This is a genomic window from Streptomyces sp. NBC_00234 (assembly GCF_036195325.1).
In the GTDB taxonomy this organism is placed as follows: Bacteria; Actinomycetota; Actinomycetes; order Streptomycetales; family Streptomycetaceae; genus Streptomyces.
The window spans coordinates 89,438-116,227 of record NZ_CP108101.1 but is presented as its reverse complement, the minus strand read 5'-3'; the positions used below and the strand labels follow the sequence as shown (position 1 = coordinate 116,227).

Annotated in this window: 26 protein-coding genes; 16 read left to right on the top strand and 10 right to left on the bottom strand. The window is 69.3% G+C overall.

Translation table 11 applies throughout. From position 1 onward, the window contains the following. Window positions 1-347: 347 nt before the first annotated feature. Window positions 348-1,112 carry an SDR family oxidoreductase gene (locus OG230_RS00600; RefSeq protein WP_328908130.1) on the bottom strand — a complete coding sequence of 255 codons (765 nt, stop codon included), beginning with the start codon at window positions 1,110-1,112 and terminating at the stop codon, window positions 348-350. 107 nt (window positions 1,113-1,219) lie between these two features. On the opposite strand from OG230_RS00600, the gene OG230_RS00595 reads away from it, so the two are divergent. Further along, a complete protein-coding gene (locus OG230_RS00595; protein ID WP_443051469.1) occupies window positions 1,220-1,792 on the top strand; it encodes a TetR/AcrR family transcriptional regulator in 573 nt (190 codons plus the stop codon). A gap of 301 nt (window positions 1,793-2,093) precedes the next feature. Here OG230_RS00595 and OG230_RS00590 read toward each other — a convergent pair whose 3' ends face one another. Next, the gene (locus OG230_RS00590; protein ID WP_328908128.1) at window positions 2,094-2,591 is read right to left on the bottom strand and encodes a hypothetical protein; all 498 of its coding nucleotides are present in this window, start codon (window positions 2,589-2,591) and stop codon (window positions 2,094-2,096) included. Window positions 2,592-2,938: 347 nt separating this feature from the next. On the opposite strand from OG230_RS00590, the gene OG230_RS00585 reads away from it, so the two are divergent. Further along, window positions 2,939-3,400, top strand: coding sequence for a hypothetical protein (locus OG230_RS00585; RefSeq protein ID WP_328908127.1), 462 nt, complete (start codon window positions 2,939-2,941; stop codon window positions 3,398-3,400). A gap of 310 nt (window positions 3,401-3,710) precedes the next feature. Here OG230_RS00585 and OG230_RS00580 read toward each other — a convergent pair whose 3' ends face one another. Further along, a complete protein-coding gene (locus OG230_RS00580) occupies window positions 3,711-4,514 on the bottom strand; it encodes a phosphatidate cytidylyltransferase (RefSeq protein ID WP_328908126.1) in 804 nt (267 codons plus the stop codon). After that, entirely contained in the window at window positions 4,511-6,292 is a 1,782-nt protein-coding gene (locus OG230_RS00575; protein ID WP_328908125.1) for a histidinol-phosphate transaminase, read from the bottom strand. Before OG230_RS00575 ends, OG230_RS00580 begins: the two co-directional genes overlap by 4 nt. Window positions 6,293-6,729: 437 nt before the next feature. On the opposite strand from OG230_RS00575, the gene OG230_RS00570 reads away from it, so the two are divergent. Continuing rightward, the gene (locus OG230_RS00570; protein ID WP_328908124.1) at window positions 6,730-7,320 is read left to right on the top strand and encodes a histidine phosphatase family protein; all 591 of its coding nucleotides are present in this window, start codon (window positions 6,730-6,732) and stop codon (window positions 7,318-7,320) included. A gap of 239 nt (window positions 7,321-7,559) precedes the next feature. Here OG230_RS00570 and OG230_RS00565 read toward each other — a convergent pair whose 3' ends face one another. Beyond that, window positions 7,560-8,126, bottom strand: a complete 567-nt coding sequence (locus tag OG230_RS00565; RefSeq protein WP_328908123.1) for a TetR/AcrR family transcriptional regulator — start codon at window positions 8,124-8,126, stop codon at window positions 7,560-7,562. Window positions 8,127-8,226: 100 nt separating this feature from the next. On the opposite strand from OG230_RS00565, the gene OG230_RS00560 reads away from it, so the two are divergent. The 5 genes from OG230_RS00560 to OG230_RS00540 all read left to right on the top strand — a co-directional run bounded on the left by OG230_RS00560 (window position 8,227) and on the right by OG230_RS00540 (window position 13,601). Then, window positions 8,227-9,900: a CocE/NonD family hydrolase gene (locus OG230_RS00560; RefSeq protein WP_328908122.1), complete on the top strand. Its 1,674-nt coding sequence runs from the start codon at window positions 8,227-8,229 to the stop codon at window positions 9,898-9,900. A 120-nt stretch (window positions 9,901-10,020) separates the two neighbouring features. Next, entirely contained in the window at window positions 10,021-10,974 is a 954-nt protein-coding gene (locus OG230_RS00555; RefSeq protein WP_328908121.1) for an ABC transporter permease, read from the top strand. After that, complete coding sequence (locus OG230_RS00550; RefSeq protein ID WP_328908120.1) at window positions 10,971-11,828, top strand: ABC transporter permease; 858 nt, start codon at window positions 10,971-10,973, stop codon at window positions 11,826-11,828. The genes OG230_RS00555 and OG230_RS00550 overlap by 4 nt, the downstream gene beginning before the upstream one ends. Next, window positions 11,825-12,820, top strand: a complete 996-nt coding sequence (locus tag OG230_RS00545; RefSeq protein ID WP_328908119.1) for an ABC transporter ATP-binding protein — start codon at window positions 11,825-11,827, stop codon at window positions 12,818-12,820. The genes OG230_RS00550 and OG230_RS00545 overlap by 4 nt, the downstream gene beginning before the upstream one ends. Beyond that, window positions 12,813-13,601 carry an ABC transporter ATP-binding protein gene (locus OG230_RS00540; protein ID WP_328908118.1) on the top strand — a complete coding sequence of 263 codons (789 nt, stop codon included), beginning with the start codon at window positions 12,813-12,815 and terminating at the stop codon, window positions 13,599-13,601. The genes OG230_RS00545 and OG230_RS00540 overlap by 8 nt, the downstream gene beginning before the upstream one ends. Before the next feature lie 451 nt (window positions 13,602-14,052). Here the strand turns inward: OG230_RS00540 and OG230_RS00535 are convergent, their stop codons facing one another. Both OG230_RS00535 and OG230_RS00530 read right to left on the bottom strand, forming a co-directional pair. Continuing rightward, on the bottom strand, window positions 14,053-15,501 hold the full coding sequence (locus OG230_RS00535; protein WP_328908117.1) for an amidase: 1,449 nt from the start codon (window positions 15,499-15,501) through the stop codon (window positions 14,053-14,055). A 29-nt stretch (window positions 15,502-15,530) separates the two neighbouring features. Beyond that, a complete protein-coding gene (locus OG230_RS00530; RefSeq protein ID WP_328908116.1) occupies window positions 15,531-17,177 on the bottom strand; it encodes an ABC transporter substrate-binding protein in 1,647 nt (548 codons plus the stop codon). Between the two features lie 359 nt (window positions 17,178-17,536). Here OG230_RS00530 and OG230_RS00525 point away from each other — a divergent pair, with 359 nt between their 5' ends. Continuing rightward, complete coding sequence (locus OG230_RS00525) at window positions 17,537-17,998, top strand: DUF3237 domain-containing protein (protein WP_328908115.1); 462 nt, start codon at window positions 17,537-17,539, stop codon at window positions 17,996-17,998. Window positions 17,999-18,193: 195 nt separating this feature from the next. Here OG230_RS00525 and OG230_RS00520 read toward each other — a convergent pair whose 3' ends face one another. Beyond that, a complete protein-coding gene (locus OG230_RS00520) occupies window positions 18,194-18,409 on the bottom strand; it encodes a DUF6243 family protein (protein ID WP_328908114.1) in 216 nt (71 codons plus the stop codon). A 460-nt stretch (window positions 18,410-18,869) separates the two neighbouring features. Further along, window positions 18,870-19,277: a RidA family protein gene (locus OG230_RS00515; RefSeq protein ID WP_328908113.1), complete on the bottom strand. Its 408-nt coding sequence runs from the start codon at window positions 19,275-19,277 to the stop codon at window positions 18,870-18,872. A gap of 139 nt (window positions 19,278-19,416) precedes the next feature. Here OG230_RS00515 and OG230_RS00510 point away from each other — a divergent pair, with 139 nt between their 5' ends. Then, entirely contained in the window at window positions 19,417-19,797 is a 381-nt protein-coding gene (locus OG230_RS00510; protein ID WP_328908112.1) for a winged helix-turn-helix transcriptional regulator, read from the top strand. Between the two features lie 1,069 nt (window positions 19,798-20,866). Here the strand turns inward: OG230_RS00510 and OG230_RS00505 are convergent. Beyond that, window positions 20,867-21,778 (bottom strand): helix-turn-helix transcriptional regulator, encoded by a 912-nt coding sequence (locus tag OG230_RS00505; RefSeq protein WP_328908111.1) that lies wholly within the window; start codon window positions 21,776-21,778, stop codon window positions 20,867-20,869. Window positions 21,779-22,047: 269 nt separating this feature from the next. On the opposite strand from OG230_RS00505, the gene OG230_RS00500 reads away from it, so the two are divergent. The 6 genes from OG230_RS00500 (at window position 22,048) to OG230_RS00475 (ending at window position 26,769) form a co-directional block, all read left to right on the top strand. Then, complete coding sequence (locus OG230_RS00500; RefSeq protein WP_328908110.1) at window positions 22,048-22,419, top strand: DUF2255 family protein; 372 nt, start codon at window positions 22,048-22,050, stop codon at window positions 22,417-22,419. Between the two features lie 68 nt (window positions 22,420-22,487). Then, window positions 22,488-23,522: a zinc-dependent alcohol dehydrogenase family protein gene (locus OG230_RS00495; protein ID WP_328908109.1), complete on the top strand. Its 1,035-nt coding sequence runs from the start codon at window positions 22,488-22,490 to the stop codon at window positions 23,520-23,522. A 56-nt stretch (window positions 23,523-23,578) separates the two neighbouring features. After that, on the top strand, window positions 23,579-24,616 hold the full coding sequence (locus OG230_RS00490) for an alcohol dehydrogenase catalytic domain-containing protein (RefSeq protein ID WP_328908108.1): 1,038 nt from the start codon (window positions 23,579-23,581) through the stop codon (window positions 24,614-24,616). Further along, window positions 24,613-24,867, top strand: a complete 255-nt coding sequence (locus OG230_RS00485) for a carboxymuconolactone decarboxylase family protein (RefSeq protein ID WP_328908107.1) — start codon at window positions 24,613-24,615, stop codon at window positions 24,865-24,867. Before OG230_RS00490 ends, OG230_RS00485 begins: the two co-directional genes overlap by 4 nt. After that, window positions 24,864-25,703 carry an SDR family oxidoreductase gene (locus OG230_RS00480; protein ID WP_328908106.1) on the top strand — a complete coding sequence of 280 codons (840 nt, stop codon included), beginning with the start codon at window positions 24,864-24,866 and terminating at the stop codon, window positions 25,701-25,703. Before OG230_RS00485 ends, OG230_RS00480 begins: the two co-directional genes overlap by 4 nt. Window positions 25,704-25,791: 88 nt before the next feature. Further along, window positions 25,792-26,769 carry an aldo/keto reductase gene (locus tag OG230_RS00475; RefSeq protein ID WP_328908105.1) on the top strand — a complete coding sequence of 326 codons (978 nt, stop codon included), beginning with the start codon at window positions 25,792-25,794 and terminating at the stop codon, window positions 26,767-26,769. Window positions 26,770-26,790 lie beyond the last annotated feature (21 nt).

Below are 26,790 nucleotides of genomic sequence, written 5' to 3'. Positions count from 1 at the left end.
CAGCTCGTACCTGTCGGTCGAAGGCGGCCGACACGAACTGCTCCACGACGACGACGCGGAAATGGTCCTTCATCACGTACTGGCGTTCGCGGCCCGGCACCTCGGTATCTGAGCGCCGGAGTGGGTTGTGGTGGCCTGCCTGCCTGCCTCTTGGGCGGGCGTGGCTGAGTCCGCCGCGAGACACCAGCCGCCGAAGGCGCCCATCGATCATGGGTCCGGAGCTCCTGACCGCGAAGAGGCGCGGAACGCGATGCGGTGAAGGACGTTCTGGTACGCCTGGGTGTGTCGAAAAAATGTTCATCGTCTTGGACGGAGTTGAGCGGGGGCCGGTGCGTTGTCCTTGTCGGTCAGAGGCGTGGCCCGAGGAACAGGCCTCCGCTCGCGTCGATGACCTGGCCGGTGATCCAGCGGGCGGCGTCGGATGCCAGGAACGCGACCACGTCGGCGACATCGGCTGGCTCGCCCAGCCGGTCGAGTGCTGTCATGGCGGCGATCTGTTCGGTGAGTTCCGGCACGTCGAACACGGCTCCGTTGGTCGGTGTCCTGGTTGCTCCGGGAGCGACCGCGTTCACCGTGATTCCTCGGGTTCCGAGTTGGTTGGCCAGGGTCCTGCTCATCGTCTCGACCGCGGCCTTCGTCATCGCGAAGGATGTCTGGGCCGGGTTGGCCATCCGGGTCGCCACCGACGAGATCGTGATGATCCGGCCGCCATCGCGCATCAGGGGTAGCGCGCGCTCGATGATGAAGTAGGGAGCTCGCACGTTCACCGCGAACAGGTGGTCGAACTCTGCCCGTGTCGTCGCGCCGAGAGGGCCGGCCGGTGCGGCTGCGGCGTTGTTGACGAGGATGTCGAGCGGTCGACCGGCCAAACCGGCCTCTACGCCGGCGAAGAGCGTCTCGACGTCGCCGTCCACACCCAGTTCCGCCCCGACGGCGAGGGCGGTCCCACCGGCGCGTTCTATCGCCTCGACCGTCGCCGCCGCCCCACCCTCGTCCGTGCCGAAGTGCACGATGACCATGGCCCCTTCGGCCGCGAGCCGGGCCGCGATCGCTTGCCCGATGCCACGCGACGCACCCGTCACCAGAGCCGTCCTGCAGACCGAACCACTCATACCAACCACCTCATCCACATGTTAGTCACTAACATTGCGGTAGTGTCTATCACATGAGAGAGCGGCAACCCAGTCTGCGCGAGCGGCAGCGATTTGAGACACGGCGCGTGATCCAAGCGCAGGCGATACGGTTGTTCACCAACCGCGGCTACGACGCGGTGACGGTGGCCGACGTCGCCGAGGCCGCCGGCGTCTCGGCGATGACCGTGTACCGGCACTTCCCCACCAAGGAAGACCTCGTCCTCATCGAGCAGCCTGCCCGGCTCATCGCCGAGCGGGTAGCCGCGTCGTCAGCGACGCAGCCCCTGGTGCTCCGCGTCGGCGGCGCACTCGTCGATGCGGCCAGGGCGTTGACCGGCGGTGACGGGGACGCGCCGGAGGCAAGCGAACGGTTCCTGCTGGACTGCCTCCGGCTCATGGTCTCGACTCCCGCACTGCGAGCCCGGCACCTGGACAGCCAGTACGCGCTGCAACAGGCCATCGTCGACGCCCTCGGGGTCGACACGACCGATCCCGACGCCGCGTTCCGCGCCCAGGCGGCGACCAGCGCCTGCCTGGCCGTGATGCACACGGCGCTGACGCGCTGGGCCCAGGACGACGGGCAGACGAAACTGCCCGCACTGATCGAGCGGGCGCTCACCGCGTCCTTCGGCGACGTCGCCACCGGCCAAGGGGACTGAGGCGGCCGATGCCCGCCGTCAGGACGGGGCCAACTCGGCCCGAATGGCCTTGCGGCGAGCAAACAGTGAGCCCATTCCGTTTGCCCCTCCAGGGTGAGGACGGCCTTGGCGATGCATTTCGGCCGGCACTGCGGTGGCCTCCAACTCGCCGAAATATGTGCGGGAGACACCGGACAGGGCCGGATGGGAGCAGGCCGCGCGGGCCCAGGTCAGCTTCGCGACTCACCCAACTCGTGCGGCCCGTCTCATGTCACGGTCCGCGGTTCCGCATGACCGACTCGCGTGGGCAGTGTCGCCCCTGTCAGCTGTCCATCGGCAGCAGCCTCTTGATCGCCGCGACGGCGGTCTGCGGTTCGTCGGCGTGGCAGCGGACCGTATGAACCTCCGTGCGCCGCCCCAACAGGCTTACTGCGGTGACTGGTTGGGTCAGCGCAATGGTGATCGAGGTCTGAGAGGCGATGGCCACGTCCAGCACACCGTCCTCGGACTTGTTCGCGTCCGGGAAGCGGAGGTCGTAACGGGCGGACGCGATCCGTTCCAGGGGTATCCGCAGATCGAGCCGTGCACCGCGTCGCACCCGCAGCTCGCCCGGCCCCACGACGTGTGGGCGTGTGACGGCGGCGGCGTGCAGCCCCAAGACCAGAAACACCGTGTAGAGGTCGAGAACCAGCATGACCAGGTGGGCGACCGGATACGGGGCGAGCATGAAAGACACCCCGACCGTCTCGATCGCGAACACGAAGACCAGCCCGTACGCCGTCGGCGTCTGAGCACGCGCGTACCCGACAGCGATGTCCATGTCCCCGACCCCATGCGAGCGCCGAGCCACCCACAGCCCGAGGCTCGCCATCCACCGCCCCTCGTGTGCCGCCAGCCGTCGCGTCTGTGTGATGAGTGCCCCGATCCCCATGTGCCTCAGTGAATCAGAGGGACTCATAAATTCTCCCCAGGCCGTTTGCCGTTCGCCCGGAGCGTTGCACCATGGCCGTGGCCTGTTCAGGGGCACGACGCGGAGCAGCGGAAGCACATGCCGGGCGCACCGACCCAGGCTCACCGCCTTGATCCCCTACGCCACGACAGGGCACACGATCTCCACTGATTGGTGCCCCTAGACGCGTGCGGCATCGTGCATGCAAGCCTGTCCACATGGACACGTTCGCGGAGCGACTCGACGGCGGGTGGAAGTGGTGGGAGGCCGCCATCGACGAAGCGCAGCAAGGGCGCTGGGTCCGTGACGCCGTGGAGCGGCAAGTGATCAAGGACATCGGTGCCGCCACAAACCCTCTCCATGGTGGGCGGATGGCCCCGTTCACCGAGGACACTTGGCACATACGCATCGGGAGGATCGCGAATTGGGCCGGGGTGCTGCGCCTCGCTGCCAGGTCAGGCGGCTGGGCTCTCCAACCGGTCGCCGGACTCCTCCCTCCGAACCCTGCCGGCATGACCGAGCTGCTGTCTGGTATCTACGCGGTCGGAGAGCAAGGCGACATCTGGATGAAGCAGCTCCTGAAGGGCGAAGTGCCACCAGAAGACGAGATCGCGAAGGCCGAGGGCTTCTTCACCGGGCCAGGATCCATCGAGGACCTTGAGCGCTTCTTCTATGACTGAAAGGCCGTCTCTCCATCGTCACCGCCGTGCCCGGATGAGGATGGTGGCGAGGAGGAGAGCGGCCTGGTAGGCGAGGGCGAGCTTGTCCGTTCGCGTGGCCAGGCCAGGCCAGGCCACTCCACGCCACTCCACGCCACTGCTTCAACCTGTTTGTTGCGTCGCTCGACAGCATTCCGCTGTCTATATGCCTCGGCATCGGATTCGACGAGACGAGTGCGCGCGATCTGCGGCGACGGCTGCTGGCCGGAGGTCGTACTCCCGTCGGAGTCCCGGAGTCCCGGAGTAGTCCCGGGGCCCCGGCGTCGCGGAGTCAGCGCAGGAGGAGCAGGACGGCCAGGGCGAGGAGGAGTGAGTCGATCCGGTCGAGCAGGCCCCCGGATCCGGCCAGCCAGTGGGCGGAGTCCTTCGCCCGCGCGCCTCGTTTGACCATGGATTCGAGCAGGTCCCCCGCCGGGGCGCCGACCGCCACCGCGACCGCCGCCGGCCAGCTCAGCGCGGACAGCGCGGCGAGCACGCCGACGGCGGCCGCGGCGCCGGCGAGGGTTCCGCTCCACCGCTTGGCCGGGGAGAGCGGTGACAGCCGTGGCCCGCCCAGCCGCTGACCCGTGAAGTACGCGACGATGTCGCCCACCGAGACAGCGACGAACAGGGCGAGCGCGGTCGCGCCGAGCGGCGCCAGAGCGGCGAGCACGCTCAGCCAGACCAGCCCGAGCAGACCGGCCCCGAGCCGTCGCAGACCGTGGGTGGAGTCACCCGCCAGCAGCGGGACCGCGGCGATGGCCAGGGCGCCGACCGCTACCGCCCGTACCTCCTGGCCGGGCGCCAGCCAGGAGGTCAGTACCACGCCGGAGACGGCAGCGGCCAGTACGGTCCTGTCCGCCCGGGACAGGCGCATCAGCCCGCCGTACTCCAGCGCCGCGACCACTCCGACCACAAGGGCGAGAACCGTCACCCCCGGGCTGCCCCACCAGAACGCCCCGACGACCAGGGGCACTCCGACCGCCCAGCAGCACCACCGGACCAGCAGTTCACGTCGGCCCGAGAGCGCTGCGGCGATCCCGCCGACCGTCAGGGCCCCGCCGAGGAAGGGCGCGAGGGAGGCGACGGTGATCACCGGGCGTACCCGGCGGCGGCGTTGGCCGGGAGTCTGAGGGCCCGCCGCGAAGGGGAACTGGGTCGCAACGTCTCCAGCGCGGCTTCGTACGCCGCAACGATGCGTGCGTTCTCCGCAGCGTCCCTGACCGCGACGCGTACGGTGCGCCCTTCGTACTGCGGCGACAGGGGCGACAGGTCGCGCAGGTAGACGTCGTACCGGCGGCACTCCCGCACCAGGCGGGCAGCGCTCGGTCCGTCGTGCGGCAGCGTGATGTTGAGGAAGTTCGCAACACCTTCCTCGACCACGGCGGTGCCGTCCACCTGGGCGAGGTCGGCGGCCAGTTGACGGCGCAGGGCGTGGGTGCGGAGCCAGCAGGCGCGGTAGTGCGCGGGGTCCCGGAGTGCGGCCACCGCGGCGAGTTGCGCGGGAAGGCCCACCGCCCAGGGCGGCGTCCACCGGCGCAGCAGTGCAGCCGTGGCGGGTTCGGCCACCAGGAAGGCCGCCCGTACCCCGGACAGCGCGTACATCTTGGACAGCGAGGTGCAGACCACGACCCGCGGGTCCACCGTGGCCAGCGGGGCGAGCGACTCGGCCAGGTCCACGTAGCCGAGATAAGCCTCGTCGATCCACCAGCGGGTCCCGGCCGGGGCAGCCTCGATCAGGGTGCGCAGTTCGGCCGCGGGTGCGTGGCGTCCGGTCGGGTTGTTCGGGTTGACCACGACCACCAGGTCGTAACGACCCGCCCCGACGACAGAAGCCAGCCGGTCGATGTCGATTCGCCACCCGTCCTTGCGGTGCAGCCGGAAGCGGTCCACCCGGCATCCGATCACGCGCTCGGTGACATAGGCGTATTCGCCGTACCCGGGATCCAGCAGCAGGACCCTGCTCTCCGGGGTCAGCCAGCGTCCGAACGCTCGGAAGATCAGGTCCGACGAGCCGGCTCCGGCCACGAGCGTCTCCACCGGCAGTGCCCGGGCCTTCGCGAGTTCCGACAGCAGGCCCTCAGCGCCGGTGGGAGGCGAGGTCCGGGCTGACCAGGCCGGGTCTTCCGCGAGCGCCGCGCGTACCCCTGGAGCGGGCGAGAACCAGGCGTCCAGCACGTCGGCAGCAACGACCTCGTGGCGCCGGTGCAAGGTGCGGAAGTCCGTTCCGATGGCGGTGAAGGAGGCGCCGCCGTGTTCACAGCCGTCCGGCCCGAGCTCCCACTCCATGTCCAACTGCCAGTCCACGACGGAGCGGTACCGCTCCAGTGCGGTGCGGTACCGGGTGGTGGCGACCTGCGTCAGCTCGGCCACCTCGCCCGTCAGCACCTCGAAGGTCACCGCACCGCTGCGGACGGTGTGCCCGAGGGGCCTCAGGCCAACCGCCTGATACATGCCGAGCAGTTCGGTGCGGCCCATCGCCACCACCGTGCGGCCTCCCCGGGAGGAGATCCAGCGCAGGGCCGCGTACATCAGCAGCGGCGCCACCGCGGTGCTGCGCCAGCGCGGCTCCACGGTGAGGATGCGTACCTCGAAGACTCCACCCTCGGACAGCAGCGGCAATTCGTCGCGGGTGACGTACTTGTCGAGGCCGTAGCGGCCCAGCCACGGCGGGGTCACGCTGACGAAGCCGATGCGGACCGGCCCTCGGGCCGCGACAAGGTAGACGTTGTCGCCGTCCAGCGCGTCGTGCAACCGTCGGTCCGGGCGCGGTGCGTGCTGACCGAGCTCCTGGGCGTACACACGGTGCCTCAACTCGTGGATCCAGACCAGGTCCTCGGGATCAGCAACTCGTATGTGCAGGTCGCGACTCATGAATGCCTCTTTCGGGGAGTCCCCCGTGGGGGAGCGCCGGAACGCACCTTGTCGGAGGGCCGTCTCCGTTTCTCCACCGAAGGTTCGCGTTATGCGGACATCCTTTGCGGTGACCTGCGGCCGCACATGAGTAGCCGTACCTGAGTACCTGATCGGCAACGCTTCGCTTCTCGGGTGGCGGTACGGAATCTCGATGTTGGCCGAGTCTCCGTCGTAGTCCAGTTGCAGATGACCAGCAGCCCCGTCACGCCACAGAGTCAGGCAGTAGGGGAACTCCTCAGTGGTGACCGGGCCAACCTGCGCACTGACTGCGGGCAGTTACGGTCCTCGTTCGGTGAGCGGCATCACCCCTGTGCTTGCCGCCGGCTATGGGTACTTCGGGCGGCCTCCAGGCGATTTCCGTGGACGGCGGTGGCCGTGGTGGCTACGATCCGCGAATGATCGCGGCACTGGACGACCTGACTGTGGACCTCGTACCCCACGCCCGGTCGGTCGCACGTGAGGGCTGGACGGGCAGAGAGTTGGCGCGTCCGCTGAGCTCACGGGGCCTTCGCCAGGCCGACTCCCTGGCCGTGGTCATGCGGGACAGCATCGATGCGATCTACTGCAGCCCGGCGAAGCGGTGTGTGCAGACGGTTGAGCCGCTGGCCCGGTGCTTGGGCCTGAGCATTGCGACCGCTCCGGGCCTGGCCACCCCCGATGGCACCTACCAGCCGCGGGAATGGACCGAAGGGTTCTTCTCCCCGTTCGAGCGGGAGCTGGGCGGGGCCTGGATGGCCGGGGCGGCCCTTGCAGTGTTGATCGAGATGGGCCATGCCCACCCCGGTGGCCACGTGGTGGCTTGCTCGCACGGTGACGTCATCCCTGTGCTAGTGGCCCAGGCGCTGGCCCTCTACGGCCATGCGTCCCCGCCCCCCGTCGTGGACAGGGGCGGCTGGTACCGGATGCGGTTCGGCACGCATGCGCTGACCGTCGAGCCCCGCGGTCCCGTGGTGCCACTGCCGAGCACGGCGATCCCGACATCCTGATCGCGATGGACGTCGGCTGCGACGTCACCCGCTGGGCCGCTGACCTTCGCGATCGAGCGGTATGGGGCAGTCGCAGCCGTGGCGGAGCACGGTTTCACCGCCCAGGTCTGACTGCGTGACCTGGCCGATTCGGTCGCCGGGAGAGGCCGGTTGAAGGGGGTCTTGTCATCGAACGGTTGCTCGTAGTCCTTGTTGGAGTGCCCGGACGCCCGGCCGCTGGGGTCCGCTGAATTGCACGCTCAGCTGTCCATGAGGGCGTCCACGACGGCTCTTGCGACACGGCCGGCCCGCTCCGGTGTCCAATAGCCCGGCTCCTCCATGGTGGAGACGTAGTAGCCGCGGGTCATCAGCGAGAGGAGGTCGGCGGCGAGGCCGGCGTCGGGTACTCCCGCGGCGATGGACGCGTCGCGGAACTCCTGGCGTGACTCGCGCGGCTCGCGGCGGTCGACGCCGTTGGGGTCGGCGTGCGCGGACGAGAGCATCTCGACCCAGAGTGCACGGAGCAGTAGGTCCTCGGGTTCCGTGCTGAGGTGCCATTCGACCGTGGCGCGCAGCCGGTCCGCGCCGGTCAGATCGCCCAGTTGGGCGTCCAGGTCGGCTCGCCACTGGGACTCCGCGGCGCGCACTGCATTGGTGATCAGCTCCGTGCGCGTGGGCACGTAGTTCGTGACCATGGCCGTGGACCCGCCGAGCTCCTTGGCCACGGCACGGATGGTGACGGCGCGCGCGCCCTCCCGGGCGGCGACAGCGAGGGTGGCCTGGGCGATTGCCTTGCGGCGCTGGACTTCGTCGACGTCGATCGGCATGGAAGCAACCTAGCTCAGAGGGGGTTGACGTTGAACACATCTGAATGCAACGCTGTTATATCACGTTGTTTTCTCAACGTTTGCTTCCGTGGAGAGCCCTATGAGCCTTGCCGTCCAACGCATCACCCCGGAACCCATCCCTCCGCACGTGCGGCAGCACATGGTGCGCATGCGTGACGGAGCCCTGCTGGCTACGGACGTCTATGGCGCCGACCTGGGGGCGCCGGCACCGACCGTCCTGGCCCGCGTCCCTTATGACAAGAACAGCAGGTACGTCTTCTTCGACAAGATCGCAGAGAGGTTCACGGCGCGCGGCTACGTCCTGGTGGTCCAGGACGTCCGCGGCAAGTTCCGCTCGCAGGGGCAGACGCTGGGCTGGACCGGCGAGGTGGACGACGGATACGACACCATCGAGTGGATCACCCGCCAATCGTGGTCCGACGGGATCGTCGGCATGTTCGGCGACTCGTACTACGGCTTCACCCAGTGGTCGGCGGTCTCCAGCCAGCACCCTGCTCTGCGTGCCATCGTTCCCCGGGTGACCTGCACCAACATCGGTCCGGGCATCGCCAGTTACGACACTGGATCGGGCCCGCAGCCTGTGTGGCTGGAGGGGACCACCTACCAGGCGCAGGTCTGGACGGACAACGACAGTTACGAGTTCGACGTCGATCTCGGGAGGCGCCCCGTTGTCGCCGCGTACGAGGAGGCGTTCACCGCGATCGGGAAGCGCTCGCCCGGTTTCGACCTCATCGTCGGCGGGATCCCTCTTGCCCCGTACAACGGTCCGCATCCCTATAGCGCCCGCCCCGTACCGGTGCTGCACTGCGTGGGCTGGTTCGACAACCTCGGCATCTCCCACATGCGCGACTACATGGAGCTGGCGAAGCGTCCCGGCTGGGCGGCCGTCCAGTACCTGATCGCGGACACGATCGACCACGAGAACTACTTCCTGGAAGACGCCCCGGCGACGCCGGAGACCGACCACCTGGCCGGCGACGCCGCCCTCGAACGCATGCTGGACTCCTACGCCGGTCCCGCGATCGAGTTCTTCGACGTCTTCCTGAAGGGCATCGCCGCTCCCGACTCGCTTCCCCGGGTGCGCTGGAAGCTCGGCCACGAGGGCTGGCGTACCTCGGCCACGTGGCCGCTGCCGGAAGCCACGGCCACCGAGCTGTACTTGGCGGAGCCGGAAGCGGCGAACGGCGCGGTCCCAGGCGGACAACTGGCCCTGTGCCCGGCCGATGCACCGGAATCGGCGGAGTGGCGGTACGACCCCGACGATCTCGTGCCGTCGGCCGCAGCCGATACCTTCCTGCAGTTGCGCGACCACGTCGACGAGCGCACCACACTCGACCGGGACGACGTCCTCGTGTTCACCACCCCTGCCTCCGACCGGCCGCTCGACCTGGCCGGCCCCGCCCACGCGGTGCTGCACGTGGAGAGCACTGCGCCCACGTTCGACGTATTCGTCCGCCTCCTCGATCTGGCCCAGGACGGCACGGCGCGCCTGATCGTGCGCGGATGCGCCCAGGCCGACAGGCCGGGGGAGGTGGAGATCGCCCTGGGACACACCGGCTACCGGGTGCGCCCGGGCCACCGCCTCGCACTGATGATCGCCGGCAGCGACTTCCCGAACCACCTGCCCAACTCCGGCTCCCTGGAGAGCCCGTGGCTGACCACTGCTCCCAAGGCGAGCCGGCAGCACCTCCGGACCGGCCCCGTTTGCCCCTCCCGCCTGCGTCTGACCGTCCTGCCCGATCGCGGCGAATAGCCCCTGCACCCCGGGAGAGCCCATGCTCCCTCTGCGACATCTCCCCAGCCCGCCGCCGCCAACCGGCTCAACAGTGCACCACCCGGCCGTAGAACGGTGTTGTGAAGGAGGCGGTCCGAAGTGAGTCTGCGATTCGTCGCGATCCGGCTGACCATGCTCCTCCTGACCGTGCTCGCCTCCAGCCTGGCCATCTACGGCGCGATGTTCCTCACCCCCGGGGATCCCGCCACACTGCTTGTCGGCGGCAGCCGCAACCCCGACCCCGCCGTACTGGCGCAGATCCATCGCGAGTACCACCTGGACGATCCGTTCATCCAGGGCTACTGGCACTGGCTGAGCAACTTCCTCCAGGGGGACTTCGGGAAGTCCCTCGTCTACCGTGACTCCGTCGCCGGCCTCATCGGCGCCCGCGCCGGAGACACCCTCGCACTCGTCGCTTACGCCTCCGTCCTCGTCCTCGCCGCCGGCACCTTCATCGGCACGGTCGCGGCACTGCGCGGCGGACGCACCGAAACGCTGGCCACGACCCTGACAACGGCGGCGATGGCGGTACCGACCTTCGTCATGGCAGTCCTGCTCATCTGGCTCTTCGCCGTCCAGCTCCCGTGGTTCCCCGTCTACGGCTCCGGCCAGGGCTTCACCGGCACTCTGATGCACCTGACGCTTCCGGCCGTCGCGCTGGCGTTGAGCTGGATCGGCTACGTCGCCCAAGTGACCCGGACCGCAGTCCGAGCGGAGATGCGCTCGGAACACGTGGAGACCGCCCGCAGCCGAGGCGTGCCCGAGCGCACGGTGATCAGACGACACGTCCTGCACAACGCGTCCGGCCCCGTCTTCGCGGTCTCCGGTGTCGGGATCGCCGGACTGATCGCCACAGCGGCCGTCGCTGAGCAGGCATTCGGCACCGGAGGGCTCGGAGCCCTCATGATCGAGGCCGCGTCCAAGCAGGACATGGCCGTGGTCCAGGCCGTGTCCCTGATCTTCGTGATCGTCTTCGTCGTCATCAACACCACCGTCGACCTGGTCAGCGCCGCCTTCGACCCCCGAACCGCACAGAAGGCGGCTGCCCGATGACGACTGCCCTGCTCACCCGCACCGCGCCCAAGCGGCGGACCGGACACCGACGCGACCACCTGACGCTCGGCGCGGGATGTGTCGTCGCCCTGTTCGTCCTGCTGGCCGTGCTCGGGCCGCTGCTCGCCCCGCACGACCCGAACGCCGTCGATCCGCTGAACGTCAACGCCCTACCGTCCGCCACCCACTTCCTCGGGACGGATGACACCGGACGCGACCTGCTGTCCCGGCTCATCGCCGGAACCCGCGCCAGCCTTGCCGCCCCGGCCGTCGTGATCGCCGTGTCCACCACGCTCGGCACTCTCCTGGCGCTGGCGGCAGCCTGGTCCGGAGGATGTCTCGACCGGTTCGTCTCGGGCGCCCTCGACATCGTCTTCGGCTTTCCGGGGCTCATCATGGCCGTCCTCGTCGCTGCGGTCTTCGGCGCCGGACTCACCGCACCGATCGTCGCCCTGTCGATCGCGTACCTCCCCCTGATCACACGTGTCGTACGATCCGCCGCGATCAAGGAACGAAACCTTCCGTACGTGTCGGCACTCCAGCTCCTCGGTGCGCCCACCGCCCGCATCTGGCTACGGCACCTGCTGCCGAATCTGCTGCCGCTCGTCCTCGTCCAGGCCACCATCGGCTTCGGCTACGCCCTGCTGGACGTGGCCGCGATCTCCTTCCTCGGACTCGGCAGCCAGCCCCCGGACCCGGAGTGGGGACTGATGGTGTCCAACGGAGCCCCCTCCATCCTCGCCGGCCAGCCGCAGCAGTCGCTGTACGCGGGCATCGCCATCCTGATGGTCGTCGTCGCGTTCAACCTGCTGGGGACGGGACTGTCCCGACGTCTGCTCGGAGAGAGCGCATGAGTTCCACACCACTGCTCCACATCAACGCGCTCGGCATCGACCTGCTCCTCGACGGAGCGCTGCGCACCGTCGTCCACCGTGCCGACGTCACCGTCCCCGAAGGCGCGGCCGTCGCCCTGGTCGGCGAATCCGGATCCGGCAAGTCCCTGACCGCCCGCTCCGTCATGGGACTCCTGCCCAGGAACGCCCGGATCAACGGAGACGTGCTGTTCGCCGGGGAGTCCGTCCCGCGGATGAAGCCGGCGCGCCTGCGCGCCTTCCGTGCGACAGAGGTCGCCATGGTGTTCCAGGACCCGCGCTCGCACATCAACCCCGCCCGCAGCATCGGCGACTTCCTGATCGAAGGACTGACCACCACACGCCGCGTCCCGACCGCCGAAGCGGCCAGGAAAGTTACGGAGATCCTGCGGGAGGTCGGCATCGCCGACGCCGGCCGGCGCATGCGCCAACGGCCCCACGAACTGTCGGGCGGCCTGCTCCAACGCGTCATGATCGCCGCCGCGCTGGCCGCCGAGCCACGCCTGCTCCTCGCCGACGAGCCGACCACCGCACTCGACGTGACCACCCAGGAAGAGGTCATGGCCATCATCGGCGAGGCCCGCGAAGCCCGCGGTCTCTCCATGCTTTTCATCACCCACGACCTGGAACTCGCGACCGCCGTGTGCGACCGGGTCGTGGTGATGTACGCGGGGACGACCGTGGAAGAACTCCCTGCCGGCCGCCTGCGCGGCCACGCCGCCCACCCCTACACGCGCGCCCTGCTCGCCTCTCGCCCCTCGGTCTCCGACGCCGCCGCGGAACTCCGCTCGATACCCGGCAGCCCCCTGTCAGGATTCGAAGCGCCCGACGGATGTGCCTTCAGCGAACGATGTGCCCACGTTCAGGACCTCTGCCGCAACGACCAGCCGCAGCCGACATCCGCCGGTGACGCCACAGTGGCCTGCCACTTCCCCCGCACCTGCACTCCCGAGGAGGCCGCCGGCCATGCTTGAGGTACGCAAGCTCCGCAAGAAGTTCGGCGAATTCGTCGCCGTGGACGACGTGACGTTCTCGCTCCCGGAGCAGGGTTCCCTGGCGATCGTCGGCGAGTCGGGATCGGGCAAGACCACCACCGCCCGCATGATCGCCGGCCTGGAGGCGCCGAGCGGTGGTCACATCGTCCTCGCCGGCGACGAGCGCCGGGCCGGGCGGCTGAGTTCACGCGAACGCCGCGTCCGCGGTCGGCAGATCCAGATGGTCTTCCAGGACCCCTACTCCTCCCTCGACCGGCGCCAGCGCGTCGGCGACGCCGTCGCCGAGGCGGTCGCGCTGCATCAGCGCCTGCCCGCCGACCAGCTCCGCGCCCGCGTGGCCGAACTGCTCGACACGGTGGGCCTGGACGACCGGCAGGCACGCTCCCTGCCGAAGGCCCTCTCCGGCGGACAGCGCCAACGCGTCGCCATCGCCCGCGCCCTGGCCGCCGAACCACAGATACTGATCCTGGACGAGGCCATCGCCGCCCTGGACGTGTCCATCCAGGCACAGATCCTGACTCTGCTCGCCCGCATCCGGGCGGACACCGGCACCGCCCTGCTCTTCATCACGCACGACCTCGGCGCCGTCCGGCACATCAGCGACGACGTCCTAGTGATGCAGGCAGGAAGGGTCGTCGAACACGGCCCCGCCGCAACGGTCCTCGGCAACCCTCAGGATGCGTACACCCAGCGCCTGATCGCTTCTATCCCGAAACCGGGCTGGAAGCCGCAGAGAAGGGCGAACAGAGCCGCAGCCTGACGTTCCGTTTCTTACCCCGCCCACTGAGCGAAGACGTCTGCCCCGGCAAGAGGTGCGGGGCAGACGTCTTCGCTCTTTTCGCCCCCGGAGCACGGGACCTCGTGTTCGGCGAAGACCAACAACCACCCCGGCACGGCTCCACGCAGAACAGCAACACGATCTCGCGGCGCTGCCCGCCGACACCGCATACGCCAACGGCGCCGATTGCTGCTCTCTCCTGAAGCAGCTGTCCCGCCTCTTCAGGAACTCGACACGAACAGCGCCCGAGCCACACCCCAAACTGCCCGTCGCGTCGTGAACCGTGAACACTCGGGCCCTCGGGCGCACGAGGGCCTCAATACCGCGGCCCTGTTGCTCAGCCGCCGCGTAGCCCTGCGAAAGGGAACGGCGTGCCCCGGCAGTCGGTGGAGACTGCCGGGGCACGCCGTTGACGGGCTGGGGGAGCGGGCGGTCAGCCGGTGTGTGCCCAGGAGAGGGACGGGCGGGTACGCGTGGCCCGGGCCTCGATCGCCGAGGCGACGTGGAGCAGCAGATCCTCCTGGAAGCGGCCACCGATCAGCTGCACGCCGGAGGGGAGTCCGTCGCGCAGTCCGGTGGGCACGGAGACGGCTGGGAACCCGAGCACCGGGACCGCCTGCATCGGCCACTGCGCGGCCAGCAACTCGCTCACCCGGGCGTCGCCTGCGAGGTCGGCGTCCTGCTCGAACGGCGGCTCGGCGCAGACAGGCGTCAGCAGGATCCGGTCCTGGCCCAGGAACTGCTGGAGTCGGCTGATGAGGGTGCCGCGGCGGGCGTAGCCCCGGATGTAGTCGGTGAGGGTGGGCTGCTCGCCCCAGGTCTCCGCGGCGGCAGCGAAGGAAGCTGCGAGGGAGACACGCACGGAGTCGTCACCGAACAGCTCGATCTCGGACATCATCGTCTTCAGTTCCTGGTAGAGCAGGAGCGACCACAGCCGGGCGGCCTCGCCGAGGAGGGGGAGCTCGACCTCCTCCACGTCGTGGCCGGCCTCGCTGAGCCAGCGGGCCGCGTCGTCGAGGGCAGCATTGACGCTGGGATGAGGCTTGGCGCCTCCCGCGTCGCGCACGACGGCGACCTTGACCCGGCCGGGCTCACCCAGAGGCGGGCGCACCGGGAGCCCCACGGGGTCGTTCAGGTCCGGGCTCACCATGGCGTGCAGGCCGAGCCGGACGTCGTCGACGGTCCAGCCGAGTGGCCCGTGGACCGCCATGGTCTGGAAGGACAGCGGGCTGTCGAACTCCTCCGCGCCGCGCGGTTCCACTCCGGAGACGAGGCCCATGGTGGGGCGCAGGCCGACAGCGCCGCAGCAGTACGCGGGGAAGCGGACGGAGCCGCCGATGTCATTGCCCTGCGCGATCGGGGTCATGCCCGCGGCGACCGACGCGGCGGCGCCCCCGGAGGACCCCCCAGGGGTGTGGCCGGGGTTCCACGGGTTGAGCGTCTTGCCGTGCAGGTCGTTGCTCGTGAACCAGCGCACGGCGAAGGCCGGGCTGTTGCTGCGGCCCAGCAGGGTCGCGCCGGCGTTGCGGAGACCGGCGATACAGACCGCGTCGTCCTGGGCGACGGCGCCGGCCCACGCGGGGACTCCGTGGGAGCTGGCGTATCCCCGCTGCGAGGTATTGATCTTGGTGGACACCGGGACGCCCAGCAACGGGGGCAGGACCCCGCCGGCCACAACCGCCGCGTCGGCGGCGGCGGCCTGGGCCAGCGCTTCCTCCGGCCGGATGTCCACGAGGGCGTTGAGCGCCGGATTGGTCTCCTCGATGCGAGCGAGGAACGCCTCGGCCACCTCGGTCGCCGAGAACGTCTTCGCGCGGATGCCGGCGGCAAGTTCCGCGGCCGAGTGGTCCCACAACGGTGTGCCGCCGGTGGTGTCGGTCATCGTCGTCTCCTGATTCGAAGGGTTGGTGGTCACTTGGCGGTGCCGCCGAGGTAGGCGGCCCACGGCATGCCCATGTACGCGAAGGAGGTCGGCGCGCCGCTGATGCGCTTGTTCATGAACATCCGCTCGTGCGTGGTGGCCAGGAACACTGCCGGGGTGGTGGGGGTGAAGAGGGCCTGGGCATCGGCATAGGCATCGGCCGAAGCTGCGGGGTCGGAGGAGGTGCGGGCGCGGTCGAGCAGCCGGGTCACCTCGGGGTTGTTGTAGCCCGTCCAGTTGAAGATGCCACGGGGGGTGACGCTCTCGGCCACGTAGGACGCCGGGTCGGGCATCGTGACGTAGCCGAACGTGAGGATGAGGTCGAGGCCCTTGCGGACCGAGGGGTCGTAGAAGAGCGAGGACATCTCGGTGGGCTGGAGCTGCTTGATCTCGATGTCGACGCCGATCTTCTTGGCCGCGGCCTGGATGAACGTCAGCGTCTGCAGTCCGCGTTGGTCCCCTGCGGGGATGGCGGCCACCAGCGGACGTGTGACCGGGCGGGCCTCCGCGACCAGCTTCCTCGCCTTCTCCGCATCCGGCTTCGGGACGTCGGGAAGCGCGGCGTAGGCGGCGTCGAACTGGGTCGCGGCCCTGTCCCCGCGCCAGGTCAGCGGTGGGACGAGCGACTTCAGGGTGGTGGCGTCACCACCGAAGACATTCTTGATCAGCGCGTCGCGGTCGATGATCAGGGACAAGGCGTCCAGAAGCTTGCGGTCGGACGCGGGCGACTCGGCGTTGCCTGGAATCAGCAGCACGTTCTGGGTCGACGGGCCGAGGTGCACCTCACCGTTGCGGGCTCTTGCGAGCGCGGTGGCGCCACTGGGCGGCAGTTCGTATGTGCCGTCCACTTCGCCGGACAGCAGTGCGCTGGTCAACGTGTTGTTGTTGGTGATGAACTGGAACTCGACCTGCTTCGCCTTCGGTTTGAGCTCGGTGTCCCAGTAGGCGTCGTTGCGCTCCAGGGTGATGCCGCTGCCGGACTTCCAGGAGCCGAGCTTGAACGGCCCTGTGCACATCAAGCCGCCCTTGGCGGTGCCGTAAGCGGGACCGGCCTTCTCGGTGTACGCCTTCTGGCTGACCGCGCCGAACGATGTGGCCAGCGCCTTGGGGAGCGTCTGGTCGTACCCCTTGGTCTGCAGGGTCACCTGGTGGGGGCCGGTGGCCTTGATCGAGGTCACGGCCGTCAGGTAGTTCCCGTACAGGGCCTGCGTCTTCGGGTCCCGCTGTCGCTCCAGGCTGTGGATCACGTCTGCGGGTGTCATGGTCGAGCCGTCCCAGAATGTGACACCGGGACGGAGGTCGAGAACCAGGGTGTGGTCGTCGGCCCAGGTGACCTTCCGGGCGAGGCCGGGGCTCAGGGAGAAGTCCGCGTTCATCCGGGTCAGGGTGTCGCAGAGGTTCGCTTCGACCGCCTGGGGCGAGTAGTCGCCGATCTTCGCGGGGTCGAGCGTCGTCGGTTCCCCGTAGGGCAGGGCCCAGGCGACCCGGTCCACTTCGGAGGTACCGGGTGCCGTGGTGGAGGTCAGACGCTCGGGCTTGGGGGCCGCGTCGTCTCCGTTCGACGAGCTGGTGCAGGCCGTCGCGGCCAGCAGTCCCGCGCTCGTGAACAACGTCAGCACCGTTTTCTTCGCAGCCATAGCTGATGCTCCTTGCCGAGAGGGGTGAGGAGAGGAGGGGACGCTCGACATGGGGGGACATGGGACACGCCGACGAGCCGTCATAAACGAACGTCATATAACGCTGTTGCATCTCACGCTTGCATGTGGTGAGCTAACGCGTCAAGAGCAAGACGTGACCGTCTCACGGATCAGCGCCCGTTCCGACAAGATCGCCACGGCGTCGGAATCGGCCTGACCGGCGGCGATGTCCCGCGGCCTCACGATGTCCGCCGCCCCCCGCGTTCCGGGGTGCCGACGGCCCGTCCTCGCCCGTGGAGGGAGGGGTGCATCGCGCCGACCGCGGACAGGCCGCCCTCTCACAGAAGCGGAGAACCAGCATGTCCTTTACTCCCGCCCTCGACTTCGTGTTCGAGATCCGTGCCGAGGTATCCGGCACGCTGCACATAGGCAATGGCGACGGGGAGGTCACCGAGTTCACCCCCATCACCGGTGGCGGCGTGGACGGGCCCCGGCTGCGCGGGAAGGTCCTTCCTGGCGGAGGCGACTGGAGCAGCACGCGCGGAGAGGTGTGCGAACTGGAGGCCCGTTACCTGCTCCAGGCGGAGGACGGCGCCGTGATCGACGTCGTCAATCGCGGCTACTACCGCCCCAAGGCCGACACCCCGGACCAGTTCGACGGGGAAGTGCAGGTCTCGGAGGCGGGCCACTACTACCGCACGTCGCCGGTCTTCCGTACGGACGCCCCCGCTCACCGCTGGCTCGCGGAGACGGTCTTCGTGGGGCTCGCCCGCCCGGACGGCGACACCACCGTCGTCATCCGTATGTACGCGCTCAAGTAGCGGTCCCGCCACGGCCGGCGCATCGGCCGCGCGGGCCGTGGCGCAGGGGATGCCCTCCGGGAAGGGCTGTCTCCGTGCTCGGGGCCGAGGCGCGGGCGGCGCACATCGTCGTCACCTGCACGGCAGCAGGGCCCGAACCGCGCGTCGCGGTCCGGGCCCTGCTGTGGTGCTGTGTCGCCTTGCGGCGGCGGTGCCTCAGCTCTGTGCGGCGTCGTCGCCCGTCTGCCCGGCGCCCTCGGCTGCGGCTGCCTTCTCGCGCATCTTGCGCACCAGCTCCGCCTTCTGGTCGGCTGCACCCTGGCGGTCGAGGTTGCGGTGCGGACCGTTGTTCTGGCGTTCGGCGCGGGACAGCCTCTTGCGCTGGCCGCCGCCCATGCCCACGGGGTTGTTGATGTTCTTGCTCACGGTCACGGGTTCTCCGGTAATGATGTGAAGTGATCTACGGATTCATCGGTGGGGGACGGGCGGCGACGTCGAAGGGCGTCAGCAGGGGCCCATCACGCTCTCACTCGTAAATCGGCGCTTGGAAGAATATGACCGAGACGTTACCCGGTTCCGTCGGTCACTCGCACCAAGGCTTTCGCCTCACGGCCTCGGCCAGGTCTTCGGCGAGCGCCTGGGGCAGTCGTTTCCTGCCCGGGATCTCACCGATGCCCGCACCCGCCGGTGGTCGCAGCCCGGCATACGTTCGCGCCGAGATGGAGAGGAAGCCGCACTGGCTGCAGGCGCTGCGAGTCGAGTTGGCGCCCCGCTCACTTTCTCGCGTCGCCTCGCGGCTGCCGTACGAGCGCGTTGAACCCGCTCCCAAGAAGCGCGACCACACCGTGATCAATTCCTCGGTACGGAAGGGGGCAGGGTGAAGTGCGTCGTCTCAGTCGATGACCGCGGTGGCCTCGACCTCGACCAGAAAGTCGGGCCCGGCCAGGGCGGGCACACCCACTCCTGTGAGCGGAGGGGTCGGGGACACCCCCAGCCTCGCCGACGCCCGAGCGACCCCCTCGGTGAACAGGGGCATCTTGTCGGGGGTCCAGTCGACGAGGTAGACGGTCAGTTTCACCACGTTGTCGAAGGAAGCACCGACCTCGGCAAGGGCGGTGCCGATGTTGAGATAGCACTGCTCGACCTGAGCGGCGAGGTCGCCTTCGCCGACAGTGGTGCCATCGGCATCCCAGGCGACCTGCCCGGCGACGAAGATCAGCTTCGACCCAGTGGCGACCGACACCTGTCGGTAGAGGTCGACCTTCGTCAGTCCTTCGGGGTTCACCAGGGTGATGGCCATGCTGCCTGCCTCCTCGTCATGCGCCCGTGGGCTCGCTTCCACCGAACCAGGACACCTTGGTCTCTTGTGGTTACTCAGGAACGATAGGAGAGTGTGCACCGACCTGGAAGAACGCACTTTTCGGTGACGGGGGAACCCCATGGTGACCAAGCAGCTCAAAGGCTCGCCCGACGAAGCAGACCTCACACGCGCGGACTCATTGGCACGGGAGATCTTCTCGGAGATCGCCAACAAGTGGGCGCTCCTGATCATCGAGTCCCTCGGTGAGCGCACGCTGCGGTTCACTGAACTGCGGAACGCGGTCGAGGGGATCAGCCACAAGATGCTCACCCAGAACCTCCGCATGCTGGAACGCAACGGCCTGGTCGACCGGAACGTGCACCCCACCGTGCCGCCGCGGGTCGAGTACACCCTCACTGAGGCGGGCCAGGCCCTCCGGGCGACCGTCGACGGAATGTGTGACTGGACCCACCGGTACTTCGGACACATCGAGACCTCCCGCCACCGCTTCGATGCCTGATGGGATCGGGAATCCCGCTGGGGGACTCGGTTCTCGCCGGTTGGCGTGCACGTCGAGTCGGTGACTCCCGAGGCCGTGGCCAAGCCCGGCCAGCCGGTGTCGTTGACGAGCCGGGCCACGAATGCGTTCGGCGGTGTGACCGGGCAGAAGCCGGCCCCCTGTGCCGTCCACCTGGCCGGTGAACCACAGTGCGTGTTCCCGCTGACACTTCCCTGTCCGTCGGTGCGACGGTCGTCGGCAGGGAGCAGGTCACCACCGACGGACAGGGCGGGGCCGATCAGCAGCTGGGCTTCACGGTGGAGCGGTAGGAACTCATCGATGGCGGCGTGGGCAAGTCGTCTGCCCGGCTCACCTGGCCGCGGTGCGAAGGACGGTCGCGTGGCCGCGGCGGTCAGTCCTGCCGTCCGCCTCACCGTGGACGGTGAGGCGGACGGCATTGCGCCAACGTCGAGCACAGCTCAACCCGGACTGATGTCGTCCGCGCTGGTGAGGACTGGCGAAACCCGGCGCCCGCTCAGGGCATCACTCACCGATTCGGTAGAACTCCACGTTGCCGTAGTTGTAGAGGTTGAACGCGGCGCTGGTGGCTCCCACGACCATTTCCACCGAGCCGCCCTCGTGCCGGTCTCCACGCACGGAGATGCGGACGGGCGTCTCGTCACACCAGAAACTCTGGTAGTGCCAGGTCCCGTTCCAGTTCCTGTAGCCGAAGATGGCCGACTGGCGGGTCGCGGTCCCGTGCGAGCAGTAGGCGTCCAGTTGCCCCTCGATCGTGTAGCGGCTGGGGCCTTCAGGGCTGACGGTGCCATTGAAACGGACGCTCCCCGAAAAGGATGAAAAGGAACTTTGCGGGCGCCCGGGGATGCTGGAAGTCGGTGGCGCTCGTGTGCGAGTGCCCGGTCGGGTACGACGAGATGCGGGCCGGCCGTCGCCAGCCACCAAGACCCGTACGACACCGAACGCGAGTTCCGCGGCTCCGCCGGCTACATCAGGGCAGCTCAGCCGGAGCGCACGCCGAACCGCCCCGATGAGGACCGTGCCTCGCGCGGAAATCCCGGGGATCCGTTGTCTACCGCTTCTGAGGGGAGGGTGCCGGCTCGGTGTGGGGGGCGGTCAGGTCGAGCAGGAGCATGGCGTCGTGGTCGGGGGTGCCGGGTTCGGCGGTGTAGATGCCCATGCGCTGGCCCGGGGTGCCTTCGAGGGCCATGCCCTGGAAGTGGAGGGTGAGCGTGCCGACCCGGGGGTGCTGGAAGGTCTTGGTGGTGATCTTGCGGCCGGTGACCTCGTAGCGTTCCCACAGTCCGGCGAAGTCCGGGCTCTTCAGGAGCAGCTCGCCGACGAGGTGGGTGAGGTCGGGGGCGTCGGGATCGGTGCCGGCCAGTGCGCGCAGGCGGGCGACGCAGCCGCGGATCTGGTTGTCCCAGTCGGGGAGGACCTCGCGGGCGGCGGGGTGGAGGAAGAGGTAGCGGGCGAGGTTGCGCTGGGTGGCGGGCCAGTCGTCGATGCCCGCGTACAGGGCGAGGCCGCCGGGGTTGTGGGCGAGCACGTCCATGCTGCGGCTGACGACGTAGGCCGGGCTCGGGCGCAACGTCTCCAGCAGCAGCTTCAGGTGGGGGCGTACGGTCCGGCTGGGGGGCGGGGCGGCCTGGGGTGCGTAGCGGGCGGCGCGGACGGCGAGGTCGCGCAGGTGCTGGTGCTCGGCGTCGTCGAGCTGCAGGGCACGGGCCAAGGCGTCGATCACGGCCGGGCTGGGGCGGGTTTCCTTGGCGCGTTCAAGGCGGGTGTAGTAGTCGATGCTGACGCCGGCGAGCGTGGCCAGTTCCTCCCGGCGCAGGCCGGGGGTGCGGCGCACGCCCGGGCCGGGGGTGAGGCGCACGCCCGGGCCGGGGGTGAGGCCGGCGGACTGGGGGCTGGTCTGGGTGCGGCGGGCGCGCAGGAAGCGCGCCAGCTCGTCGCCGCCGGTGTTCTGCTCGGGTGCCATATCGCCAGTGTCTCTCCCGCAGCCTGCAGGACATCTCCGTCGAGGGGGGCCCTGTTACACCCCCGCTGGCTACCCCCTGGCACGGCTCGGCCTGCCTAACTCGTGCGCGCGGCGGCAGTCTGGACTGTGTTGCTCGCTGTTCTCGGCGGGCAAGGGCCTACCTCGCCGGGTGCTGATCCCGTGGCGAGCCCCTGGGAACCGGGGGACGGTGGTTCTGGCACAGGCAGTCGCGGCTTCGACCTGCGGCTGAGGATCGAAAGGAGCCGTCGATGAAGCAGTGGAACAGCGCTGAGCTGGAGAAGATCGGCGCCGCGGAGGAACTGGACCTCGAGTCCGAGCGGGTCGACGGCGCGTTGCGCGATCCGGTGACGATGTGGGTCGTCCGTGCCGGTGACCACCTGTACGTCCGCTCGGTCAAAGGCACGACGGGGCCGTGGTACCGCGGAACGCAGTCCCGCCACCAGGGCCGCATCGCAGCCGGCGGCATACGCCGGCAGGTCACCTTCCAGGCGGCAGACCCGGGCGAGTACGGGGACGTGGACGCCGCCTACCGGAACAAGTACGGGCACTACACCAGCATCGTCGAACACGTCCTGACCGATCAGTCCCGGGCCTCCACCCTGCGCCTGGAACCGCGCTGACCCGCGAAACCCCCGCCGCCGCAGAGCGCGGCCCCCGTACCCCTTCCAAGATTCAAGGAGCTGCGCTGATGCGCGCCACCCTGCTGTACGGTGCCGACGACGTCCGTGTCGAGGACGTCGCCGACCCGAAGATCCAGAACCCTACCGACGCGGTCGTGCGGATCGTTGTGTCGTGCGTCTGCGGCAGTGACCTGTGGCCGTACAAGTCCGCGCCGCCCACGGACAGCCCTCGCCACATGGGTCATGAGTTCCTCGGTGTCGTCGAGGAGATCGGCCGCGAGGTCACCGTCGTCACGCCTGGTGATGTGGTCGTGGCCCCGTTCGTCTACAGCGACAACACCTGCGCCTTCTGCCGTGAGGGTCTGCAGACCTCGTGCGTGCACGGCGGCCAGTGGGGTGTGAACGGTGTCGACGGCGGTCAGGGCCAGGCCGCCCGCGTCCCGTTCGCGGACGGCACTCTGGTGAAGCTGCCGGTCGGCGAGGACTCAGAGCTGCTCCCGGACCTGCTCACCTTGTCGGACGTCCTGTGCACCGGCTACCACGCCGCCCGCACGGCGGGCGTTCAGCGCGGCGACACGGTCACGGTGATCGGCGACGGAGCCGTGGGGCTGGGCGGCGTCATCAGTGCGCAGCTGCTGGGCGCCGAGCAGATCATCCTCATGGGCCGCCATCGTGCGCGTACGGACCTGGGCCTCGAATTCGGCGCCACCGCCGTGGTCGCCGAGCGCGGCGAGGAGGGCGTCGCCAGGGTGAAGGAGCTGACCGGCGGCGAGGGCACCCACAAGGTCCTGGAATGCGTCGGGCTGAAGGACGCGATCGTGCAGAGCTTCGGCGTGGTCCGCGACGGCGGCACGATCAGCCGCGTCGGCGCCCCGCAGTTCACCGACGTGCCGTTCGGTTTCGGAGACTTCATGCGCAACATCACCCTCACCGGCGGCGTCGCCCCGGCCCGCGCCTACATCGAAGAGCTCATGCCGCACATCCTCGACGGCTCGATCCGTCCCGGCCGGGTCTTCGACCGCACCGTCGGCCTGGAGGAGATCGGCGAGGGCTACCGGGCCATGAACGACCGCGAGGCTCTCAAGGTCCTCGTCCGTCCCTGACCCGCCGCAGAGCCCTTCGTCTCGCACCACTCCGCATCTGGAAAGGCACCACCGCCATGCGCGCCACCTTCATGTACGGCCCCGGCGACGTCCGGGTCGAGAACGTCCCCGACCCCCGGATCGTCGAGCCAACGGACGCGATCGTCAGGATCACCCTGGCCTGCGTCTGCGGCTCCGACCTGCACCCCTACCACTCCATGGACAAGACCGACCAGGGTGTCCCGATGGGGCACGAGTTCCTCGGAGTGGTCGAAGAGACCGGCTCGGCGGTCACCGGCCTCAAGCGCGGCGACTTCGTCGTCTCCCCGTTCGCCTTCGCCGACAACACCTGTCCGATCTGCCGGGACGGCTTCCACACCGCCTGTCCGCACGGCGGCTGGTACGGCGCCGGAGGCGTCGGCGGCGCCCAGGCCGAGGCCATCCGTGTTCCCCAGGCAGGCGGCACCCTGGTGAAGATCCCCGCAGACGTGGACAAGGCTCTCCTGCCCTCGCTGCTCGCCCTGAGCGACGTCTACCTCACCGGCTACCACGCCGCCCACATGGGCCGGGTCGAGGCAGGTAAGACCGTCACCGTGATCGGCGACGGTGCGGTGGGTTTGTCCGCCGTACTGGCCTCCCGCCGCATGGGTGCCGAGCGCATCATCCTCATGGGCCGCCACACCTCCCGCACCGACCTGGGACGCGCGTGGGGCGCGACCGACGTCGTGGCCGAGCGCGGCGCGGAGGGCATCGCCGAGGTGATGGACCTGACCGGCGGCGAGGGCTCCCACGTGGTCCTGGAGGCGGTCGGGCTGATGCCCGCCTATGAGCAGGCGTACGGCATCGTGCGAGCCGGCGGGATCATCTCCCGCGTCGGCGTACCTCAGTACGAGGAGGCGCCCGTCGGCTTCGGGTCGCTGTTCGGGAAGAACGCCGGTCTGACCGGTGGCCCCGCCCCCGTGCGCGCCTACATCGAGCAGACCATTCCCGACGTCCTGGCGGGCCGCATCGATCCCGGCCGGGTCTTCGACGCCGAGGTCGGCCTCGACCAGGTCGCCGACGCCTACACGTCCATGGACGAACGCAGCCGACTGAAGGTGCTGGTGCGCCCGTGACCGCCCGCAGGCCCAACGCCGCCGCCACCGCCGCGCACGAGCGGCTCTTCGCCGCGCTCGGCGGGGCGGACGCCCAGGTGAAGGGACATGTCGCCGCCAACCTCAACGTCGGCAATACCCGGAACGCCCTGATCGCCGTCCTGACCGGGCTGCTGCCGTTCATCGGCTACCCCCGCACCCTGAACGCCCTGGCCGCAGTCGACGCCATCACCCCGGCCGATGAGGCCCCGCCCTCGAAGGACCACGCATGACCTCCCGTACCTGGCTCATCACCGGTGTCAGCAGTGGTTTCGGCAACGCGCTGACCACCCAGCTCCTCGAGCGTGGCGAACACGTCATCGGTACCGTCCGCAACCTGGACAAGGTCGCCGACCTGCAGAAGCAGTACCCCGACACCTTCCGCGCGGAGATCCTCGACGTCACCGACACCGCCGCCGTACGCACGGTGGTGGACGGAGCTTTCGCCGTCGGCCGCGTCGACGTGATCGTCTCCAACGCCGGATACGGCCTGTTCGGCGCCGCCGAGGAGATCACCGACGCGCAGGTCGACCACATCATCGCCACCAACCTCACCGGTTCCATCACCCTGATCCGCGCCGCCCTGCCGCACCTGCGCGCCCAGGGCGGCGGACGCATCGTGCAGATGTCCACCTACGGCGGGCAGGTCGCCTTCGCCGGCAACTCCATGTACCACGCCACCAAGTGGGGCATCGAGGGCTTCGCCGAGTCCGTAGCCCAGGAGGTCGCCCCCTTCAACATCGGCGTGACGATCGTGGAGCCGGGCGGGGCGCGAACCGAGTTCCGTTACGGCAGTGCGCAGGTCGCCGAACTCATGCCGGTTTACGACGGGAACCCCGCCCACGCCTTTCAGGCGATGCTCGACCCCGCCAACGGCCTTGCGCCCGGCGACCCGCAGCGCATGGCCGCTCGCATCATCGAGTCCGTCGACGTCAGCCCGGCCCCGCTGCGGATGGTGCTTGGATCCCAGGCACTGGATTCCACGCTCGGTGTGCTGCGTGATCGGATCGACAGCTTCGAGGCGCAACGTGACCTGGCGGCCTCCACGGACTTTCCCACCGGGGAATGACCGTCCCAGCGTCCCAGGTGGAAGCAGCCCGTCACGCGCAAGGGCGCGGCGGCCACCTCGCGATCAACCCGTCAGGAGAAGAACGGACATGAAGCACATCAACCTGGGTGACCTGGAGGTTTCCCGGATCGGTCTGGGTGCGATGGGGATGTCGCACGGCTACACCGGATCCGGGACTGACGAGGCGGAGTCGGTCCGAACCGTGCACCGGGCGCTGGAGCTGGGCGTCACGCTGATCGACACCGCCGAGATCTACGGCCCCTACACCAACGAGGAACTCCTCAGCCGGGCCCTGAAAGGCCGCCGGGACCAGGTGGTGCTGGCGACGAAGTTCGGCCTCGTCTCGCACGCGGGCAAGGGCCCGTGGAACCTCGACAGCAGCCCTGTCAACATCCGAACGGCCGTCGAGGGCTCGCTCAGGCGCCTGGGTACCGACCACATCGATCTGTACTACCAACACCGGGTCGATCCGGACACCCCGATCGAGGAGACGGCCGGCGCGGTCGGCGAGTTGATCGCCGAGGGCAAGGTCCGCTTCTTCGGCCTGTCCGAGGCAGGCCCGGACACCATCCGCCGCGCCCACGCCGTCCATCCGGTGACCGCGGTGCAGTCGGAGTACTCGCTGTGGACCCGGGGCGTGGAGGAGCGGGTCCTGCCGGTCCTGCGCGAGCTGCGTATCGGCCTGGTGCCGTTCTCACCACTGGGCCGCGGCTTCCTGACGGGCACGGTCCGCACCACCGACCAGTTCGACGAGGACGACTTCCGGCGCGACAACCCACGCTTCAGCGGCGAGAACCTCCGGCGCAATCAGGCGATCGCCGACGAGGTCCAGGCCCTCGCCGCCGAGGCGGGCGCGACGCCCGCTCAGGTCGCGTTGGCCTGGCTGCTCGCGCAGGGCAACGACATCGCCCCGATTCCCGGCACCAAGCGTGTGACCCGGGTCGAGGAGAACACCGCCGCCGACGGCATCGAGCTCACCGCTGCCCAGATCGGCACGCTCAGCAGTCTGCCGCCCGCCGCCGGCGCGACGCACACCGAGGCCCAGGCACAGATGCTCGAACGCTGACCCGATCACCCCGCCGACCAC